15 protein-coding genes are annotated in these 17,149 nt (G+C 69.5%); 6 read left to right on the top strand and 9 right to left on the bottom strand.

What is annotated here, in order from left to right:
• Positions 1–57 precede the first annotated feature (57 nt).
• Both pcaG and pcaH read right to left on the bottom strand, forming a co-directional pair.
• The gene (gene pcaG, locus C7416_RS00665) at positions 58–627 is read right to left on the bottom strand and encodes a protocatechuate 3,4-dioxygenase subunit alpha (RefSeq protein WP_111516650.1); all 570 of its coding nucleotides are present in this window, start codon (positions 625–627) and stop codon (positions 58–60) included.
• Positions 628–631: 4 nt separating this feature from the next.
• Positions 632–1,333: a protocatechuate 3,4-dioxygenase subunit beta gene (pcaH, locus tag C7416_RS00660; RefSeq protein ID WP_111516649.1), complete on the bottom strand. Its 702-nt coding sequence runs from the start codon at positions 1,331–1,333 to the stop codon at positions 632–634.
• 94 nt (positions 1,334–1,427) lie between these two features.
• Between pcaH and C7416_RS00655 the strand changes: the two genes are divergently transcribed.
• Positions 1,428–2,381 carry a LysR substrate-binding domain-containing protein gene (locus C7416_RS00655; protein ID WP_111516648.1) on the top strand — a complete coding sequence of 318 codons (954 nt, stop codon included), beginning with the start codon at positions 1,428–1,430 and terminating at the stop codon, positions 2,379–2,381.
• 18 nt (positions 2,382–2,399) lie between these two features.
• On the opposite strand, the gene C7416_RS00650 is transcribed toward C7416_RS00655, so the two are convergent.
• Positions 2,400–3,779, bottom strand: a complete 1,380-nt coding sequence (locus tag C7416_RS00650; RefSeq protein ID WP_111516647.1) for an MFS transporter — start codon at positions 3,777–3,779, stop codon at positions 2,400–2,402.
• A 474-nt stretch (positions 3,780–4,253) separates the two neighbouring features.
• Here C7416_RS00650 and C7416_RS00645 point away from each other — a divergent pair, with 474 nt between their 5' ends.
• Positions 4,254–4,463 carry a DUF2905 domain-containing protein gene (locus tag C7416_RS00645; protein WP_111516646.1) on the top strand — a complete coding sequence of 70 codons (210 nt, stop codon included), beginning with the start codon at positions 4,254–4,256 and terminating at the stop codon, positions 4,461–4,463.
• Here C7416_RS00645 and C7416_RS00640 read toward each other — a convergent pair.
• From C7416_RS00640 to C7416_RS00630, 3 genes are all read right to left on the bottom strand, one after another.
• Complete coding sequence (locus tag C7416_RS00640; RefSeq protein WP_111516645.1) at positions 4,460–6,418, bottom strand: methyl-accepting chemotaxis protein; 1,959 nt, start codon at positions 6,416–6,418, stop codon at positions 4,460–4,462. The two genes, C7416_RS00645 and C7416_RS00640, sit on opposite strands and share 4 nt — an antisense overlap.
• 189 nt (positions 6,419–6,607) lie before the next feature.
• Positions 6,608–7,870 carry a phospholipase D-like domain-containing protein gene (locus C7416_RS00635; protein ID WP_111516644.1) on the bottom strand — a complete coding sequence of 421 codons (1,263 nt, stop codon included), beginning with the start codon at positions 7,868–7,870 and terminating at the stop codon, positions 6,608–6,610.
• A 109-nt stretch (positions 7,871–7,979) separates the two neighbouring features.
• A complete protein-coding gene (locus C7416_RS00630) occupies positions 7,980–8,999 on the bottom strand; it encodes a LysR family transcriptional regulator (RefSeq protein WP_111516643.1) in 1,020 nt (339 codons plus the stop codon).
• Positions 9,000–9,105: 106 nt separating this feature from the next.
• Here C7416_RS00630 and C7416_RS00625 point away from each other — a divergent pair, with 106 nt between their 5' ends.
• Positions 9,106–10,326 (top strand): MFS transporter, encoded by a 1,221-nt coding sequence (locus tag C7416_RS00625; RefSeq protein WP_111516642.1) that lies wholly within the window; start codon positions 9,106–9,108, stop codon positions 10,324–10,326.
• A gap of 25 nt (positions 10,327–10,351) precedes the next feature.
• Here the strand turns inward: C7416_RS00625 and C7416_RS00620 are convergent, their stop codons facing one another.
• Both C7416_RS00620 and C7416_RS00615 read right to left on the bottom strand, forming a co-directional pair.
• Positions 10,352–12,229 (bottom strand): sensor histidine kinase, encoded by a 1,878-nt coding sequence (locus tag C7416_RS00620; protein ID WP_111516641.1) that lies wholly within the window; start codon positions 12,227–12,229, stop codon positions 10,352–10,354.
• 8 nt (positions 12,230–12,237) lie between these two features.
• The gene (locus tag C7416_RS00615) at positions 12,238–12,921 is read right to left on the bottom strand and encodes a response regulator (RefSeq protein WP_111516640.1); all 684 of its coding nucleotides are present in this window, start codon (positions 12,919–12,921) and stop codon (positions 12,238–12,240) included.
• Positions 12,922–13,351: 430 nt separating this feature from the next.
• Here C7416_RS00615 and C7416_RS00610 point away from each other — a divergent pair, with 430 nt between their 5' ends.
• The 3 genes from C7416_RS00610 (at position 13,352) to xth (ending at position 16,221) form a co-directional block, all read left to right on the top strand.
• Positions 13,352–13,921 carry an OB-fold putative lipoprotein gene (locus tag C7416_RS00610; RefSeq protein WP_258400822.1) on the top strand — a complete coding sequence of 190 codons (570 nt, stop codon included), beginning with the start codon at positions 13,352–13,354 and terminating at the stop codon, positions 13,919–13,921.
• Positions 13,922–14,218: 297 nt separating this feature from the next.
• Positions 14,219–15,337: a BON domain-containing protein gene (locus C7416_RS00605; protein ID WP_111516638.1), complete on the top strand. Its 1,119-nt coding sequence runs from the start codon at positions 14,219–14,221 to the stop codon at positions 15,335–15,337.
• Between the two features lie 71 nt (positions 15,338–15,408).
• On the top strand, positions 15,409–16,221 hold the full coding sequence (gene xth / locus C7416_RS00600; RefSeq protein ID WP_111516637.1) for an exodeoxyribonuclease III: 813 nt from the start codon (positions 15,409–15,411) through the stop codon (positions 16,219–16,221).
• Here xth and C7416_RS00595 read toward each other — a convergent pair.
• Entirely contained in the window at positions 16,218–17,135 is a 918-nt protein-coding gene (locus tag C7416_RS00595; protein WP_111516636.1) for a LysR family transcriptional regulator, read from the bottom strand. The two genes, xth and C7416_RS00595, sit on opposite strands and share 4 nt — an antisense overlap.
• Positions 17,136–17,149 lie beyond the last annotated feature (14 nt).

Here is a 17,149-nt window from a genome sequence, read left to right as displayed (position 1 = left end):
TGATTATGCGTCGGTCGCCGGCGGCCCGGGAGTTTCCCCGGCCGCCGGCGCGGCGTGTCAGATATCGAAGAACACCGTCTCGCCCGGGCCTTGCAGTACGATATCCCAGCGCAGCGTGCCGTTGCCGGCAGCGTTGCCAACCAGCGTGCCGCGCCGCTCGGCCGGCACCAGCGCCAGCACCGGATCGGCCGCATTGGCCGCGGCCTCATCCGGGAAGTACATGCGCGTGGCAACGTGCCTGACCAGCCCGCGCATGAACACCGACACCATGATGTGCGGCGCCTGCGGGCTGCCGTCGACCCCGGGCACGGCGCCCGGCTTGACGGTGACGAAGCGGAACGAGCCGTCGGCCTCGGTCGGCACGCGGCCGAAGCCGGTAAAGCCTGGCACCAGAGGCAGATCGCGCGTGTCTTCGGCGTGGCGGTAGCGGCCGGCGGGGTTGGCCTGCCAGATCTCGACCATGCCGTCCGGCACGGGCTCGCCGTTGCCGTCGGTGACGCGGCCTTCGATCACGATGCGCTGGCCGGCCAGTGCCGGTGCGCTGGCGGTCAGGTCGGCGCAGTTCAGCCCGCTCAGGCCGATATGGAGGTAAGGACCGACGGTCTGGGATGCGGTGGCATAAAGCATGGTCTTACTCCATCGGCGTGGCATCGCGGCCGCGCAGCACGATATCGAAACGGTAGCCGAGCGCGGATTCGGGCTGGGTGGTCTCCCAGTCGAGGCTGGCGATCAGCCGGTCGCGCGCCTTCTGGTCCGGCACGCAGTTGAAGATCGGGTCGAACGGCAGCAGCGGATCGCCGGGGAAGTACATCTGCGTCACCAGGCGCGTGGCATAGGCATTGCCGAACAGCGAGAAGTGGATATGCTGCGGCCGCCAAGCATTGTGATGGTTGCGCCAGGGATAGGCGCCGGGCTTGATGGTCTTGAACCGGTAATGCCCGTTGGCGTCGGTGACGGTGCGGCCCTGGCCGGAGAAATGCGGGTCCAGCGGCGCGTCATGCTGGTCGCGCTTGTGCAGGTAGCGGCCGGCGGCGTTGGCCTGCCACACCTCGATCAGCGCGTTCGGCACCGGCCGGCCATTCTCGTCGAGCACGCGGCCGGTCACGAGGATGCGCTCGCCGATTGGCTCGCCGCCATTGCCGATGGTGAGGTCGTTATCCCCCTCGCGCACGAACTCGGCGCCGAAGGCGGGGCCGGTCACCTCGGACAGCGACTGCGGCAGCGCAATCAGCGGCTGGCCGGGCGAGCGCTTCTGCGTGGAAGCGTAGGGGTCGAAGCGGTATTCGGGCTGGGTGTCCCAGTAGGGACGGCGATATTGGGCAATACGGGTCATGGCGCAGTCTCCTTGTGGTTGGCATGGCAGGACTTTAGGCAACACATAAAGTCATGTAAATTGAGTTTTCTGAGAATTACGATAACTTTCCCGCATGAAAACTGCCGCCCGGCCAGCGCTCGAAATCTTCCGCAACCGCGTGCGACTGCGGCACCTCTACTGCTTCGTGGCGGTGTCGCAGACCCAGCACCTGGGCCGCGCCGCCGACCGCCTGGGGCTGACGCAGCCAGCCGTGTCCAAGACCCTGAGCGAGCTGGAGGAACTGACCGGCACACGCCTGCTGGTGCGCCAGCGCGCCGGTACCGAACTGACCACCGCCGGTACGCGCTTCCTGCGCCACGCGCTGCGCATCCTCGCGGATATCGACGCGGCGGCCGACAGCATGGCCGGCGAGCAGGCGCAGCCCCGCGAGCGCATCCGGCTGGGCGCGCTGCCCAGCGTCGTGCCGGCGGTCCTGACCGATGCCTTGCTGCGCTTTCGCGCCGCGCACCCGGAGGTCGGGCTGGCCGTGCAGACCGGCATGAACCGCGGCCTGATCGACCAGCTCAAGGCCGATGTGCTGGATCTGGTGATTGGCCGCATGGATGACCCGGTGGCCATGGAAAGCCTGTGGTTCGAATCGCTCGGGCCCGACTCGCTGGCCCTGGCGGTACGCCCCGCCCATCCGCTTGCCGCCGTAGCGCGGCCCGCCTTGCTCGACGTGCTGGCATGGCCGCTGGTGGTCCCCGCCGCGGGCTCGATCCCCCGCCACAACACCGAAAGCCTGCTCGCCCGCCATGGCCTGCCCCTGCCGAGCGGGTGCGTGGAAACGTCGGATGCCTATCTCGGACGGCTGCTGGCCCGCCACAGCGATTGCGTGTGGGCCGCGCCGCTCTCCGCCGTACAGCGCGCGGTGGCCGAGGATGAGCTGGTCCTGCTGCCGCTCGACACGCAGGGCACCGAGGAACCGATCGGGCTGCTGCGGCACGGCGACCGCACGCTCAGCCCGATGGCCGAAGCGCTGGCAGACTGCATCCGCGCAGCGGCCAGGCCGCTTACCGCTCAGTGAAAGGTCCTCAGTGAGGGCTCAGTGCGCGGCCACGCCCGCGCTGCCGGGAGTATCGGCACCTGACGCACGGCCGCCGCTGACATGCTTGACCACCAGCGCACCGGCAGCCAGCAATGCCGGCACGGCGAGCAGCGTGAAGATGGTGTCGAAGCCAAGGTGCAGGCGCAGCAGTTCGGCGCCCAGCAACGCCCCGGTGATGCCGCCGAAGCGGCCGATGCCAAGCATCCACGCCACCCCGGTGGCGCGCCCCTGCGTCGGGTAGAACGCTGCTGCCAGCGAAGGCATCGACGACTGCGCGCCGTTCATGGCGGTACCGGCGAGGAAAATCAGCACCCCGAGCAGCACCTGGCTGCCGGCGCCCTGGCCCACGGCGTAGATCAGCACGCCGGTAGCAGCGTAGGTGATGGCGATCACCTTGTTCGGATTGAAGCGGTCCATGAACCAGCCGGCCGCGATGGTGCCGATGCCGCCGCCGAGCGGGAACAGCGCCGTCAGGAATGACGCGTGCTGGATCGAGAAGCCGGCGTCCTTCATCAGCGTGGGCATCCAGCTCGTCAGCAGGTAGAAGATCACCAGGCCCATGAAGTAAGTGCACCACAGCATCGCCGAACCCAGGCGATAGCCGGGCGCCAGCACGGTGCCGACGCCGGAGCGCCCTGCGGGCGCCGGTTCGCCGATGATGAAGGTATCGGCTCCGGCCAGGTCCGCGCCGGTCACGCGCCGCAGCAACCGGCGGATCTGCTCGGCCGGATAGTTGCGCACCACCATGTAGCGCACCGACTCGGGCAGCAGCACCACCAGCAGCAACGCGAGCGCAAGCGGCACGATGCCGCCCAGCAGCAGCACGCTGTGCCAGCCGAAGTGCGGGATCATCGCGGCGGCGACAAAGCCGCCGGCGGCGGAGCCGAGCGGAAAGCCGCAGAACATGGTGTTCACCAGCACCGCGCGGCGGCGTTGCGGCGCGAACTCGGCGGTCAGGGTCACGGCATTGGGCATGGCGGCGCCCAGGCCCAGGCCGGTCAGGAAGCGCAGCACCGTCAGCCAGCCCAGCGTGGGCGCGTAGGCCGTGGCCAGGCTGCAGGCGCCAAAGAAGAACACCGACAGCACCAGCACCTTCTTGCGGCCAATGCGGTCAGCCAGCGGGCCGGCAAAGATCGCGCCGAAAGCGAGGCCGAACAGCGCCGCGCTCATGACGGGCCCGAGGGCAGATTTTTCGATCGCCCAGTCCTGCACCAGCGCCGGTGCGATATACCCGATGGCGGCGGTATCGAAGCCGTCGACGGCAACCACCAGGAAGCACAGCACGAGAATGAGCCACTGGTAGCCAGTGAATCGCTGTCCGTCGATCAGGGCCTGGACGTCGGCGACGCCAGTGTTGGATGGGAGGGATTGAGGCACTGTTGTCTCCGTCTGCCTTGGAATTGCACGGTGCATCTGCGTGCAGGCGCTACCGGGCGCAATGATTTTGTTCTAATAGCGAACTGACGTTCTCTAATTGAACGAATCTTAGGCAACGGGCATCAGGGCCAAGAATTAGCGTTAACCCCGGCAGAAACGTGGAGCCAGGGAAATCGAGATTTGCCAAGAATTTGCCTGCTCTCCCTCTCCTTTCCTGCCCTTTAAGCCATCGGCTGATGCTTTATTGCACGTTTTCGTTGCCGTCGTGCAATTTCCCGGCGGACGCATTTATATGGATAACGAAATTTCATATCCAAAGCGCCAGCTCTCAATTTACATTCGCTGAACTCTATGAAGTCGGGGCCCAAGCAGACAATGCCGATCAGTTAACGACCGTCGTTCCCGTCAGGCCGGAATCTACGCGCCAGCACGCGGGTCAAATGCCTCAAGACTGGCCTCACGATCCGCATCCCAATGCAACGCCTGCTCCTCATCCTGGGTGCCGTGCTGCTTGCCGCCGGTGCCGCATGGCCCTGGCTGTCGAAACTGCCGTTCGACCGCCTTGGCCGCCTGCCCGGCGACATCCATATCGTCCGCGACGGCTTCAGCCTCTACCTGCCCATCACGACCTGCATCCTGGTGTCGGTGGTGGTCTCCATCGTGATCTGGCTCCTGCGGCGCTAGGCGCCGGCCGGCGCCGCGTCGGTGCGGAACACCGCCACCGCCCGCTGCATCTGCAGCGCCTGCTCCCGCAATGACTGCGCCGCGGCCGCGGCCTGTTCCACCAGCGCCGCGTTCTGCTGCGTGACCTGGTCCATCTGCGCCACCGCCTGGTTGACCTGCCCGATGCCGCTGCTCTGTTCGCGCGAGGCCTGGCTGATGTCATCCATCATCGCCGTGACCCGACCGATGGCGGCGACGGTGCCGGCCATGGTCGCGGCAACGTCGAGTGCGAACGTATTGCCCGCGGCCACGCGCTCGCCGGATTGCGAGATCAGCATGCGGATCTCCTTGGCCGAGGCCCCGGCGCGCTGCGCCAGCCCGCGCACTTCGCTGGCCACCACCGCAAAGCCGCGGCCGGCCTCGCCGGCGCGCGCCGCCTCCACCGCCGCATTCAGCGCCAGGATATTGGTCTGGAAGGCAATGCCGTCGATCACCGCGATGATGTCGGCGATGCGCCTGGAGTCGGCGTCGATGGCCTGCATGGTCTGCTGCATGCGGCCGACCGCGTCGCCGCCGGCGCGCGCCGCGGCCGAGGCTTCGCGCGCCAGCGCGCTGGCCTGCGCGGCATTGCCGGCGTTCTGCTGCACGGTCGCGGTCAGTTGCTCCATGCTGGCCGCGGTCTGCTCCAGCGACGACGCCTGCTGCTCGGTGCGCTGCGACAGGTCGATATTGCCCTGCGCGATCTCGCCCGCCGCGGCCAGCACGTTGTGCGCGCCGGCCTTGGTGTCGCCGATCAGCGTGCGCCAGCCGGCCGCCAGCGCCAGCAGATGCCGCTTGATTTCGCTGAGCTCGTCGCGCCCGCGCACCGCAAGCCCCGCGGTCAGGTCGCCGGCATTGATGCGCGCGACCATCGCGGCGACCTCGCGCACGTCGGCGCGCATGGCGCGGCTGAAGCCGATGAACAGGTAGAACGCGGCGCCCACCGTCACCAGCGCAATGCCGGCCAGCCACGCGACCTGACGCGCCTGCGCCGCGGCGCGCTGCGCCAGCATGCCGGCGGCAATCGCGGCGAATTCGCGGCTGGCTTCCGCCACGCCTTCGATAGCGGCGGTGGCTTCGTCGAAATAGGCCCTGGCCTCGATGTCGATGCCGGCCGCGCCCAGCATGCGCACCTGCAGCGTGCGGTGGAAGCGGTCCATCGCGTCCAGCCGTGCCAGCGCGGCATCGATGCGCGTACGGTAAGCGGGTGCTGCCTTGCCGACGCGCGCGATATCGCGCCGGATCGTGTCCAGCCCTGTGCGGATCTGTTCGGCCAGGGCCCCGATCGCCGCCTGCTGCGTCGCATCGGCATAGCCGCCCTGCGCGATGATGCCCGCGCCGCGGCCGCGCGCCAGGGCGCTTTGTTCGGCCAGTTGCGGCATCGGTCCCGTCAGCAGGCTGACCAGGTAGTACGAGCCCACCTCGCTGTCCAGCGCCAGTTGCGAGCGCTCGGCGACGTCGGCGATAAACGCCTGCGTCTGCCGCACCAGCGCGCTGTGGCGCTCGAACAGCGGCCCCGCCGCGGTGCCGAGGCCGGCCCCGCGCAATTGCTGCCAGTCCTGCTCCAGCTGGCGCATGCCGGCCGCCAGTTCAAAGCCGGGATTCTGCGCGAGGCTGCGTGCCAGTGCGGCAAGGTTGGCCGCCGCCTTCTCGTCGGCCTTGTCGAAGGTGGCGCGAAAGGCGGCATTGCCCGACAGCAGCGCATGCGCGGCGCCACGCCGGACCTGGGTCTCGCGCATGAAGTCGAGCGCGTGCCCGACCACCGCGAGCCCGCGGATTTCCTGGCTGGTGGTGTTGCGCGCTTGCACCGCGTCGCGCAGCGCCACGGACAGCGCGCCGACCAGCGGCACCAGGAACAGCACGGCAATCAAGGCCAGCTTGCGGCGGATATTCAGGCGCGCCATCAGGCGCTCGGCGGGAAGGAACAGGGCGGGCATGGAGGGTCGCAGAGGGGCTTGGTTTCCCCCTGCTATCGGCCCGGTTTGGTAGTGCTGAAGCGCAGATGTCAGGGTTTTTGACGATGCGCAAATGCGGTGCGACAAAAGCGCTGAAGTGGGGCAAACGGCGCGCCGATCAGGGGCATGTTGCCCTGCTGGCGGGCCGTTTTCCCGGCATTGCCGGCACGGTTACAGCTGCGCGCCGATCAGCGAGGCCAACCGGTCGCGCAATCGTTCCTGCCATGGACGCTCGAGCCACGCCTCATAGGTCATCGGCCGCGACAGCTTCAGGTCTTCCTCGAAGATGCGCGTCTGCTGCGCCGCAAACGCCGCGTCGAGGATATTGAGCGTGGCCTCGTCATTGAGGCGGAACGAGCGGTTGTCGAAGTTGGTCGATCCCACCGAGACCAGCAGGTCGTCGACGATCAGCACCTTGCAGTGGTACATGGTCGGGGCGTACTCGGCGATCAGCGCGCCGGCCTTCAGCAGGTCGCCCCAGCGCGCGCGCGAGGCCGAGCGCACGGTTTCGGAGTCGATATGCTCGCCCGGCACGATCACCCGCACCCGGACCCCTCTTGCCAGCGCCGCCAGCAGCGCCTTCTCTGTCAGCGCGTCGGGAACGAAATATGCCGCGGACAAATCGATGGTGCGCGCCGCCGCGGTGATCGCCAGGTGGTACATCAGCGCCATGCTCTCGCTGCCGCCCGTCGGCGAGCTGCTGAACATCTGCGCCCGGCCGTTGCCGACCGGCGGAAGTTCGGGGAAGTAGTCGGGGCCGTGCGGCACCGCGCCGCTGATCTTGATCCAGTTGTCGAGGAACACCGACTGCATCTGGCCGACCACCGGACCTTCCACCTCGAAATGCGTATCGCGCCAGTGCCCGGGGTCCTGCGCGTGGCCGGTCCACTCCGGCGCGATGCCGACGCCGCCGGTAAAGCCGATGCGGCCGTCGACCACCAGCACCTTGCGGTGGGTGCGATTGTTGAGCTTGCCGATGGTGTACCAGCGCACCGGATGGTAGCGGCGCACATCCACGCCGGCACGGGTCATCAGTTCGAGCGCGCCCTTGTCGATCTTGGAACTGCCGACCGCGTCCAGCAACACTTTGACGCTGACGCCGGCCCTGGCGCGCTCGGCCAGTGCCTGTGCGAACTCATGGCCGATATCGCCCGACCAGTAGATATACGACTCGAAGTTGATGGTCTTCCGCGCGGCGCGAATCGCGCCCAGCATCGCCGGGAAGATCTCGTCGCCGTTCCTGAGCACGCGGTAGCGGTTGCCGTCGACCACCGGCGGGCCCAGCAACACCCCCAGTTCGCGCGCGAACTGCGGGTCTTCCACGCTGTAGACGCGGTCGAGGCGGCGCTCGATGCGCTTCTCGCCGCCGACCAGGTTGTAGGCGACGATGCCCGCCAGGGCAAGCAACACGATGGCGGCGGCAAACGCGAACATGCGGCCCCTAGTTCGAAACCTGGGAAAGACGCGGCGGATCACGCAGGCACCATGATATGGGGCGCGCGGTTGCCCGCGGCGGAGGTAAGTGGCCGATACAGGATAGGCGTTATCGGCGCGCTTGTGGCATCCGGCCAGCGCCGCGCTCGCGCGGCACGGGCGCCCGTTCGACCATGCCGGCGGTCGGGATGGCCTGGCGCATGGCCTCGGCGAACAGCCGCAGCCTGGCCGGATAGAAGCGCGCATGCGGATAGACCAGGTAGATCGGCAGCGGATCGGCCTGCCATTGCGGCAGCAGATGCAACAGCCGGCCGCTGGCGATGTCGTCGGCAAAGATCCACGACGAGCCGACGGCAACGCCCAACCCCAGCCGGGCCGCCGCATGCAGCGCGTACAGGCTGTCCGTGCTCATGCGCGGCGCGAACGACAGGCCGTGACTTGCGTCGGTTTGCAGGTTCCGCAGCACGATCTCGTTGCGATAGAACGTGCGCAGCGCCAGCCAGGGCAGGCCTTCCAGGTCTTGCGGACGGCGCGGCAGCGGCTTGCCGTCGAACAGCGACGGTGCGGCGATGACCGCGCGCGGCACGTCGGCCAGGCGCACGGCGACCAGGCCGGGTTCATGCACCTCGCCCACGTGGATCGCGCAATCGATGGCCTCGGCGATGAAGTCCGGGGTGCGGTCGTGCAACAGCCATTCCACCGCGACCTGCGGATATTGCCGCAGGTAGTCCGCCAGCGGGCCCACCAGCACCTCCTGCCCGAACGCGTGCGGCACCACCACCCGCAGCGTGCCGCTGGGGGCGTGGCCCACGCCGCGCAAGTCGGCCTCGAAGCGGGCCCAGTCGGCCACCAGTTCGCGCGCGCGCTCGTAGCAGCGCGCGCCGTCCTCGGTCAGCTTCATTGCATGCGTGGACCGCTGCAGCAGGCGCACGCCCAGTTGGCGCTCCAGCGTCTGCAGGCGCCGGCTGATGGTGGGCTGGGTGGTCTGCAGCTGCGCGGCGGCCAGCGACAGGCTGCCGGCCTCGACGATGCGCACGAAGGTCTGCATCAGGTCGATCCGGTCCGCGCCGGGCGCGCCACGGGCGGCGGCAGGGGCGGTGGTCGGGTTGGCGGCTGGCTGGCCTTTCATACGCGTCTCGTATAGCCATTGTTCACCCCGCACGTCTACCAGAATCGGCGCGCGTGGACAACACTTCGGGCCATCCCAACCCCTTTGCGAATCGCGCAAACCCGCCATGTCCCCTGTTCCCGCAACCTCGCCCGCCGCCACGCTGGCCGACCCGGCCGTGCCAGCGCGGCTGGTCCTGCTGCTCGCCACCGGCGCCGGCCTGTCGGTGGCCTCGCTGTACTACAGCCAGCCCATGCTCGGCGTGATGGCTCCCGACCTGCACGCCACTGATGCCACCGCCGGCGCCATCCCCACCCTGACGCAGCTGGGCTATGCGCTGGGCATCCTGCTGCTGGCGCCGCTGGGCGACCGCTATGACCGCCGCCATATCATCGTGGCCAAGGCGGTGGCGCTGGTCGGCGCGCTGCTGCTGGCGGGCCTGGCGCCCGGCATCGGCATGCTGCTGGTGTCGAGCCTGGTGGTGGGCCTGTCCGCCACGCTGGCGCAGGACATCGTGCCGGCCGCCGCCGCGCTGGCGCCGGCCGCGCAGCGCGGCAAGGTGGTCGGCACCGTGATGACCGGGCTGCTGCTGGGCATCCTGCTGTCGCGGGTGGTCAGCGGCTTCGTCGCCGCGCACTTCGGCTGGCGCGCGATGTTCATGCTGGCGGCGGCCAGCATCGCCGCGGTGGCGCTGGTGGCGCGGCGCCAGCTGCCGCGCTTTGCCCCGGCCACGACGTTGCCGTATCGGGCCCTGCTGGCCTCGCTGGCGGCGCTGTGGCGCCAGCATGGCGCGCTGCGCCGAGCGGCGCTGGCGCAGGGGCTGCTTTCGGTGGGCTTCAGCGCGTTCTGGTCGACGCTGGCGGTGATGCTGCATGGCGCGCCGTTCCACCTGGGCAGCGAGGCCGCCGGCGCGTTCGGCCTGGCCGGTGCCGCCGGCGCGCTGGGTGCGCCGCTGGCCGGCCGGCTGGCCGATCGCGGCGGTCCGGAACGGGTGACCCGCGCGGGCGCGGCGCTGGCGGCGCTGTCGTTTGCCGCCATGCTGCTGACGCCGCTGGTGCCGCCGCAGGCGCAGCTGTGGCTGATCGGCGCCAGCGCCATCGGCTTCGACCTGGGGGTGCAGGTGGCGCTGGTCGCGCACCAGACCATCGTCTATGGCATCGACCCGGGCGCGCGCAGCCGCCTCAATGCCGTGCTGTTCGTCTGCATGTTCACCGGCATGGCCGCCGGCGCTGCGCTCGGCAGCCTGGTGCTGGCGCGCTTCGGCTGGACCGGCGTGGCCGCGCTGGCCACCGCCGCGGCGCTGTCCGCGCTGGCGGTGCGGTTGATGCCGCAGCGCGCGGCGCAGTAAAGCCCCTAGTAAGCCGGAACCAGCCCTATGCCGCGGGCGCGGCCCCTTCGCCGGGCGTGCCCGCCTCATCGCCCTGCGCCGGCGCCAGCGGCACCTCCACCGTCAGCGCCGTGCCGCCGGGCGCCGAGCGGATCTGCAGCCGGCCGCCGATCGCCGCGGCGCGCACCTGCATATTGCGCAGCCCGCGACCGCCGCGCGTGGCCGCGGCATCGAAGCCGCGGCCGTCGTCGGCCAGTGTGATGCGGATCTCCTGCGCGTCCGCCTGGGCGGTCACGGTCAGCGTGCGCGCCGCCGCATGCTGCAGCACGTTGGTAACGCCTTCCAGCAGCAGGTATTGCAGCTCCTGCACCTTGCGCGCGGAGAAATGCGGCAGCACGGGCAGGCGTTCGACCTCCCAGCGGATTTCCAGCCCGGCATCGGCGATGCGCGGCCCCAGCCGGTAGCGCAGGTTGCCCAGTACCGCCGCCAGGTCGCCGCCAGTGTCCTGCATCGCATCGATGGAAAGCTTGAGCGAATCCAGCGCATGCCGCACCTGCGTGGCCACCTCCGGGCCGCTGGCCTTGCCGGACTCCAGCATCGACAAGGTCGTGACCAGCTGGCTGCCCAGCCCGTCGTGCATGTCGCGCAGGATGCGGCCGCGCTCGCGCAGCGCGGTTTCCTCGGCGGCAATCTTCTGCGTGCGCGCGAAGGCCGCGCGCAGTTGCGCCTCACGCTGCGCGACGCGCTCGGTCAGCACCTGGTTGGCGTCCTGCAGGCTCTGCACCGCGCTGGTGTAGCGTTCCACCAGCATCCATGCCATCACCACGCTGAACGGCACCGAAACATAGCGGGTCATCGAATGGACCCAGTAATAGTCGCCGGTCAGCCAGACCTTGATCCAGTCCGCCAGGAACAGCACCGCCGACACGCCCACGGTGACGGCCAGCAGCGTCGCCTCGCGGCTGGGCCGGCGCAGCGCGCCCCACACCATCGCGCCGGCCACGGTCAGGATGATGCCCACCTTGACCAGCCAGCTCAGCGGAAACACCAGCGGATGGCTGGAGATGGCGGCCAGCGGCGCAAGCACCGGCAGCGCCAGCCACAGGTAGGCGTCGAGGGTGCGATGCAGCCAGCGCCACGGCACCCGGATCACCAGCAGGCAGAACCTGGCAATGGCGCCCAGGAACACTTCGCGCGCGGCGGCGACGATATAGCCGCGCACTTCCGCCGGGATGGCGAGGTCATCGACGAAGTAGTCGAGCAGGCGCACGCTCCATGCCACCTCGGCCAGCCCGTACAGGCCGAACAGCGGATCGCGCTGGCGCCACCAGATCAGCAGCGCCAGCCCGCCCAGCACCACGCTCAGCACCGCCGCGATCAGCGGGCCGACCACGCGCAGCAGGAAGGCCCGCTCATACTGCGCGCGCACCTCGGCGGCCGGACCCACCGTCACCGGCAGCAGGCCCGAGCGCGCATAGGCGCGCGCGGCCACGGTGATGCGCAGCAGGTTGCCGTGCGTGTTGGCCAGCTCGGGCGGCACCGCCACGTAATACGGGCGTTTGGCCAGCGCCGACGCCGGCGCGTCCAGGCGCCCGCCGGCGGCGATCAGCACGCCGTTGAGGCGCACCTCGTAGCTGCCGCCGGCCCAGGGCACGAACAGCCCGCCGGGCGCCGCCGCGGGCCAGTTGCGGTCGAAGCGCAGTTCGTAGACCACGGTGCCGGACTTGCCCGGCATCACCCGGTCCCAGTAGTCCGGCAGCGCCAGCGCGCGCGCCGGCAGCACGGTGCCGTCGGCGAGTGTGGCCGAGCGCGTGGCCTCCGCCAGCGCCATGGTGTCCGCCGCCGCCATGCCGGGCAGCAGCAGGCTGGCCCACGCCAGCAGCAGGGCCAGCACGGGGCGCAGGGATCGCGGCCACGACGGCATGGTGCGTCTTACAGGGACTTGAGCAGGCCGAGCTTGGCCGCCTCGAACACGGCCTCGCCGCGCGAGCGCACCGCCAGCTTGCCGTAGATGTTCTTGATATGCGATTGCACGGTATGCACGCTCAGCCCCAGGTAGCGCGCGGTTTCGGCGTAGGTATAGCCGCGCGAGATCAGGTCCAGGATCTCGTTCTCGCGCACCGACAGCACTACCGCGCCAGGGCCCGCGCCGGGGCCCGCATCGCGCGCCGCCGCCTCCGGCGGCGCGCCGCGCAGCCGGTTCACCACCTGGCGCGCGATCAGCGGGCTCATCGGCGAGCCGCCCGCGCGCAGTTCGCCGATCGAGGCGGCGATGCGGTCGGTGGTTTCATCCTTGAGCAGGTAGCCGATGGCGCCGGCCTCGATGCTGGCCAGCACATGCTGGTCGTCGCCGAACACCGTCACGACCATGCAGTCGCAGGCGGGATAGCGCTCGCGCGCGTTGCGGATCACGTCGATGCCGCTGCCGTCGGGCAGGCCGAGGTCGCACAGCAGCACGTCGGGCTGGTGCTGCGCCAGCCACGCCAGCGCCTCCGCCACGGTCGAGGCGCAGCCCGCCACCACGGCATCCGCTGCATGCAGCTCGACGGCCTGCGCCAGCCGGCGCAGCGCCAGGGGGTCGTCTTCGACGATGAGGACTCTTGTTGTGCTTGCCATGCCTGTATTCCCGAGCCACGCCGCGATGCGGGCCCCTCCCCAGTGTTGCCGCGCGGTGCGCTGGCCGGGCAGGTTGCGCCGGCACGACGGCGGATTCTGACATATCCCGTCCGCGCGCGGACGGCCCGGCGGGCCCGTTCAGGGTAAACGCCGCCGCCCGTACCCATCGCACGGCCGCATGCCGTTGCCCATCCCATATTCAGGGGAGGCGGCGCGCCGGGGCTGGTGCGCTGCGCAACAATTACTGGCGCTCCCGTTCGGGTCGTAGCGTTCCAGACCCGTTCGGGGGATGCCAGCCTGATCTTCCCGACCGTTGCAGCGCTTTTGGCAGTTCTGTTGGATTTTGCAAGATGTACGCATACAATGCCCCGGCGTCAGCCGATAGAGCTGGCGGACCTGGAGAAGAAGCAAAATGCAGACGGGAAAACTGATGGCAGGGCTGGTCCTGGCCGGGATGCTGGCCGGTTGTGAATCGATGGATGGCGCGATGTCCTCCATCAGCGGCGTGCTCGACGGCACCGGCGACGTGCTCAGCGGCGACTTCCGCATGCTGGCCGACCCCAAGCCGGCTTCGCTGGGCGACATCTGGACGGACTGGAAGAAGAACGAAATCACGGCGAAGAAGAAGTGGGACGCGCAGGCCATCCTGGTGTCGGGCACGGTCTCGCGCATCACCAAGGTCGATGGCCTGAGCATCACGGACGACACCATCGCGGTCTACTTCAAGGATTCGGTCAATCCGCAGTGCACCGGCAAGGCGCTGATGCGCGATGCGATGCTGGTCAACCAGAAGAAGATCAGCAACCTGCAGACCGGGGACAAGATCAACGTGACCGGTGTGCTGGCGACCAGCGATGCCGAGTCGGCCAACAGCAGCAACAAGGAATGCTATTTCGCCTTCGCCAAGTCGAAGATCGAAGCGGCACCGGCAAGCACGGCCGCCCCGTCGAAGGCCTCCACCGGCACCAAGTCGAAAGCGACCAAGACCAGCAAGAAATAAGCCGTCCCGCGCGGAACGCGCGCCGGCGGCCGGCATGAACCGGTCGCCGGGCTCGATGCCCCCTGTGCCTGCTGCGCCGCGTGCGGGCCACGCCACACGCTGCCGCCAAGACTGCATCCCTTACACGCTCTGAAACCGTTGCACGGACAGTCCGTGCGCCCGGCTCCCGTGCGCCGGGGCCCGCGAGGCCATCGGCCGCACGGTACGAATCTTGCCCCTTGCTGATATCCGCCCGCGGTGCCGGCGCAACTTTGCCCCGGTTTCCGCACATGGGCGCTACCTTGTCAGGAAACCAGCATGGGCTACTACTACGATGAGCGTGAAGCGCGCGACCAGCGCGAGCGCCGCCAGGCATGGGACGACGATGACTGGCAGCCGGAATCGGAACGCGACCGCTGGCAGGCGCAGCGCCGACGCCAGCAAATGACTCCGGGCCAGACCAGCTACGGCGGCCCCGCCCGCCCGGCCCGGGAATTCAATGAGCAGTACGGCGCCAGCCGCTACCCCGACTATCCCCGCGAGGGGCGCTACGGCAGCGACCTGCGCTATGGCCTGAACGGCGGCTACGGCTGGGAACGCGCCGGCGAATGGCGCGACCCGCAAGCCTGGCAGCGCGACGACGAATACGCGGAGCAGCAATGGCGCCAGAGCACCGAACGCGCCCGCGAGCCGCGCGAGCGTTATCAGTCGCGCGAGCGCTATGAGGGCCGCGGATCATCCCGCGACGAAGGCCGCGAGCGCTACTTCAGCGACCTGCGCAGCGACCGCCGCTACTGGACCGACCCGGACGACGACGAAGAGGAAGAACACCGCTACACGGTGCAAAGCCACAGTCCGGGCTACCGCCAGTACGCACAGCGGCGCGGCTGGGAGACCGATGAAGATCGCGACGACGATCGCGATGACGACCGCGAGCACGGCATGCTTTACAACCTGGGCCGCCGCATCGGCGAAGTGGTGGGCGACTGGTTCGGCACGCCCGACGAGCGCGAACGGCGCTCCGGCCCGCGCGGCTACCAGCGCAGCGACGAGCGCATCCGCGACCAGATCTGCGAGCGGCTCAGCTACGCGCGCGGCGTGGACGTCAGCGATGTCAGCGTCGACGTCAATGACGGCGTGGTATCGCTGACCGGCACCGTGCGCGACCGCGGCCAGAAGTACTACATCGAGGACATGGCCGACGGCACCTACGGTGTCAAGGACGTCAACAACGACATCCGCGTGCGCCGCGACAGCGAGCGCCACGGCGAGTCGTCCGGCGTTACCCGCAGCGCGGGCAGCACAGGCAGCACAGGCAGCACAGGCAGCACAGGCAGCACCAGCAGCTCCAGCAGCTCGCCGGGCTCGGGCAGCGCTACCGCCACCACCGGCGGCAGCACCACCAGCACCACGACGGGCAGCACCTGGCGTGCATAAAGGCCAGCAGCCGGCGGAAATCTTCCGCCGGCTTTTTTTGATCACGCCACCGCCCACACCGCCCGCACCGCATGCCCGCGTCCAGGCTGAAGATCGCCACCTTCAACATCAACGGCATCCGCAGCCGCGTGGGTGCGCTGTGCCACTGGCTCGCGCGCGAAGCGCCGGACATCGTCTGCCTGCAGGAACTGAAGACCGCCGACGAGAGCTTTCCGGCCCGCGAGATCCGCGACGCCGGCTATGGCGCAATCTGGCATGGCCAGAAATCCTGGAACGGCGTCGCCATCCTGGCGCGCGGCGCGGAGCCGGTCGAAGTGCGGCGCGGACTGCCCGGCGATCCTGACGACAGCCACAGCCGCTACCTGGAGGCGGCGGTCGCCGGCATGCTGATCGGCTGCCTCTACCTGCCGAACGGCAATCCGCAGCCCGGTCCCAAGTTCGACTACAAGCTGGCCTGGTTCGAACGGCTGATCGCGCATGCGCAGGAACTGTTCGACAGTGGCCACCCGGTGGTGCTGGCCGGTGACTACAACGTGGTGCCGACCGACCAGGACATCTACAACCCGCGCTCGTGGCGCAAGGACGCGCTGCTGCAGCCGGAAAGCCGCGAGGCCTACGCGCGCCTGCTGGCGCAGGGCTGGACCGACGCGCTGCGCCAGCACCATCCCGATGCGCCGATCTACACCTTCTGGGATTACTTCCGCCGGCACTGGCAGACCAACTCCGGCCTGCGCATCGACCACCTGCTGCTGAGCGCCGAGCTGGCGCCGCGGCTGCGCGACGCCGGCGTCGATCGCTGGGTGCGCGGCGAGGACCATCCCAGCGACCATGCGCCGGCATGGGTGGTGCTGGGCCCGGCGGCGCGGCGCAAGCGCGCGGGCTAGCCCGCGGCCTCGGCCACCAGCTTGTCGCGGATAAAGCCCAGGAAGGCGCGCACGCCCTCCGGCAGCGTGCGGCCCGCCAGCGTCTGCAGTTCGATCGCCCGGCTGCGCATGCCGCGTTCGCGGATGGTGGCGGCATGCAGCTCGCCGCGGCGCAAGCGGTCGCCCACGGTCACGCTGCCCGAGATCGACAGGCCGCCGCCGTGCAGCACGAAGCTGGTCAGGGTCTCGAAGTGGTTCGTCACCAATACCGGCTCGAACACCATGCCGCGCTCGCCACAGGCCAGGTCGAACAGCTGGCGCACGGTGTTGTCGCCCTCGGGCAGCGCCAGCGGGTACGGCTGCATCTGCGCCAGCGTGACGCTGCGAAAGCGCGCCAGCGGATGGTCCGGGCGCATGATGGCGATCACCGGCGCGGCCTGCCGGTGGGCGATGCGGATGCCCTGCTCGGCGGCGCGGCTGTAGGTGATGCCGATATCCGCGTCGCCATGCAGCACGATGCCGGTCACATCCGCCGGCGGCGCCACGCGCACGTGGAACTGCAGGCCCGGATAGCGCTGGCGGAACTCGGCGATGATGCGCGGCAGGAACTCGATCGCAAAACCGGCGGAACTGGCCACGCGCACCCGGCCGCGGCGCAGGCCCTGCAGCGCGGCGATCTCGGACACCACGCGGTCGGCTTCCAGCGCGCCGCGCAGTGCGTAGGCCGCCAGCAGCTCGCCGGCGGCGCTGGCCACCATGCCGCGCGGGCGACGGTCGAACAACGGCACGCCGAGCAGGGCCTCGAGCGCGGCGACCTGCCGGCTCACCGCCGACACGGTGACATTGAGCCGCTGCGCCGCCTCGGTCAGCGAGCCGCTGCGGACCACTTCCAGGAAATAGCGCAGCGAGGTGTCCTGCAGGCGATGCGACAACATGGGGGCGGGCTCCG

The organism is Cupriavidus phytorum, assembly GCF_003254285.1.
GTDB classification, from domain to species: domain Bacteria; phylum Pseudomonadota; class Gammaproteobacteria; order Burkholderiales; family Burkholderiaceae; genus Cupriavidus; species Cupriavidus phytorum.
This window is presented reverse-complemented; position numbering and strand designations above follow the sequence as displayed.

Bases quoted from the DNA above. Each gene is read 5' to 3' on its own strand.
- pcaG (WP_111516650.1), bottom strand. From the start codon at position 627: ATGCTTTATGCCACCGCATCCCAGACCGTCGGTCCTTACCTCCATATC.
- pcaH (WP_111516649.1), bottom strand. From the start codon at position 1,333: ATGACCCGTATTGCCCAATATCGCCGTCCCTACTGGGACACCCAGCCC.
- C7416_RS00655 (WP_111516648.1), top strand. From the start codon at position 1,428: ATGAAAACTGCCGCCCGGCCAGCGCTCGAAATCTTCCGCAACCGCGTG.
- C7416_RS00645 (WP_111516646.1), top strand. From the start codon at position 4,254: ATGCAACGCCTGCTCCTCATCCTGGGTGCCGTGCTGCTTGCCGCCGGT.
- C7416_RS00640 (WP_111516645.1), bottom strand. From the start codon at position 6,418: ATGCCCGCCCTGTTCCTTCCCGCCGAGCGCCTGATGGCGCGCCTGAAT.
- C7416_RS00635 (WP_111516644.1), bottom strand. From the start codon at position 7,870: ATGTTCGCGTTTGCCGCCGCCATCGTGTTGCTTGCCCTGGCGGGCATC.
- C7416_RS00630 (WP_111516643.1), bottom strand. From the start codon at position 8,999: ATGAAAGGCCAGCCAGCCGCCAACCCGACCACCGCCCCTGCCGCCGCC.
- C7416_RS00625 (WP_111516642.1), top strand. From the start codon at position 9,106: ATGTCCCCTGTTCCCGCAACCTCGCCCGCCGCCACGCTGGCCGACCCG.
- C7416_RS00620 (WP_111516641.1), bottom strand. From the start codon at position 12,229: ATGCCGTCGTGGCCGCGATCCCTGCGCCCCGTGCTGGCCCTGCTGCTG.
- C7416_RS00615 (WP_111516640.1), bottom strand. From the start codon at position 12,921: ATGGCAAGCACAACAAGAGTCCTCATCGTCGAAGACGACCCCCTGGCG.
- C7416_RS00610 (WP_258400822.1), top strand. From the start codon at position 13,352: ATGGCAGGGCTGGTCCTGGCCGGGATGCTGGCCGGTTGTGAATCGATG.
- C7416_RS00605 (WP_111516638.1), top strand. From the start codon at position 14,219: ATGGGCTACTACTACGATGAGCGTGAAGCGCGCGACCAGCGCGAGCGC.
- xth (WP_111516637.1), top strand. From the start codon at position 15,409: ATGCCCGCGTCCAGGCTGAAGATCGCCACCTTCAACATCAACGGCATC.
- C7416_RS00595 (WP_111516636.1), bottom strand. From the start codon at position 17,135: ATGTTGTCGCATCGCCTGCAGGACACCTCGCTGCGCTATTTCCTGGAA.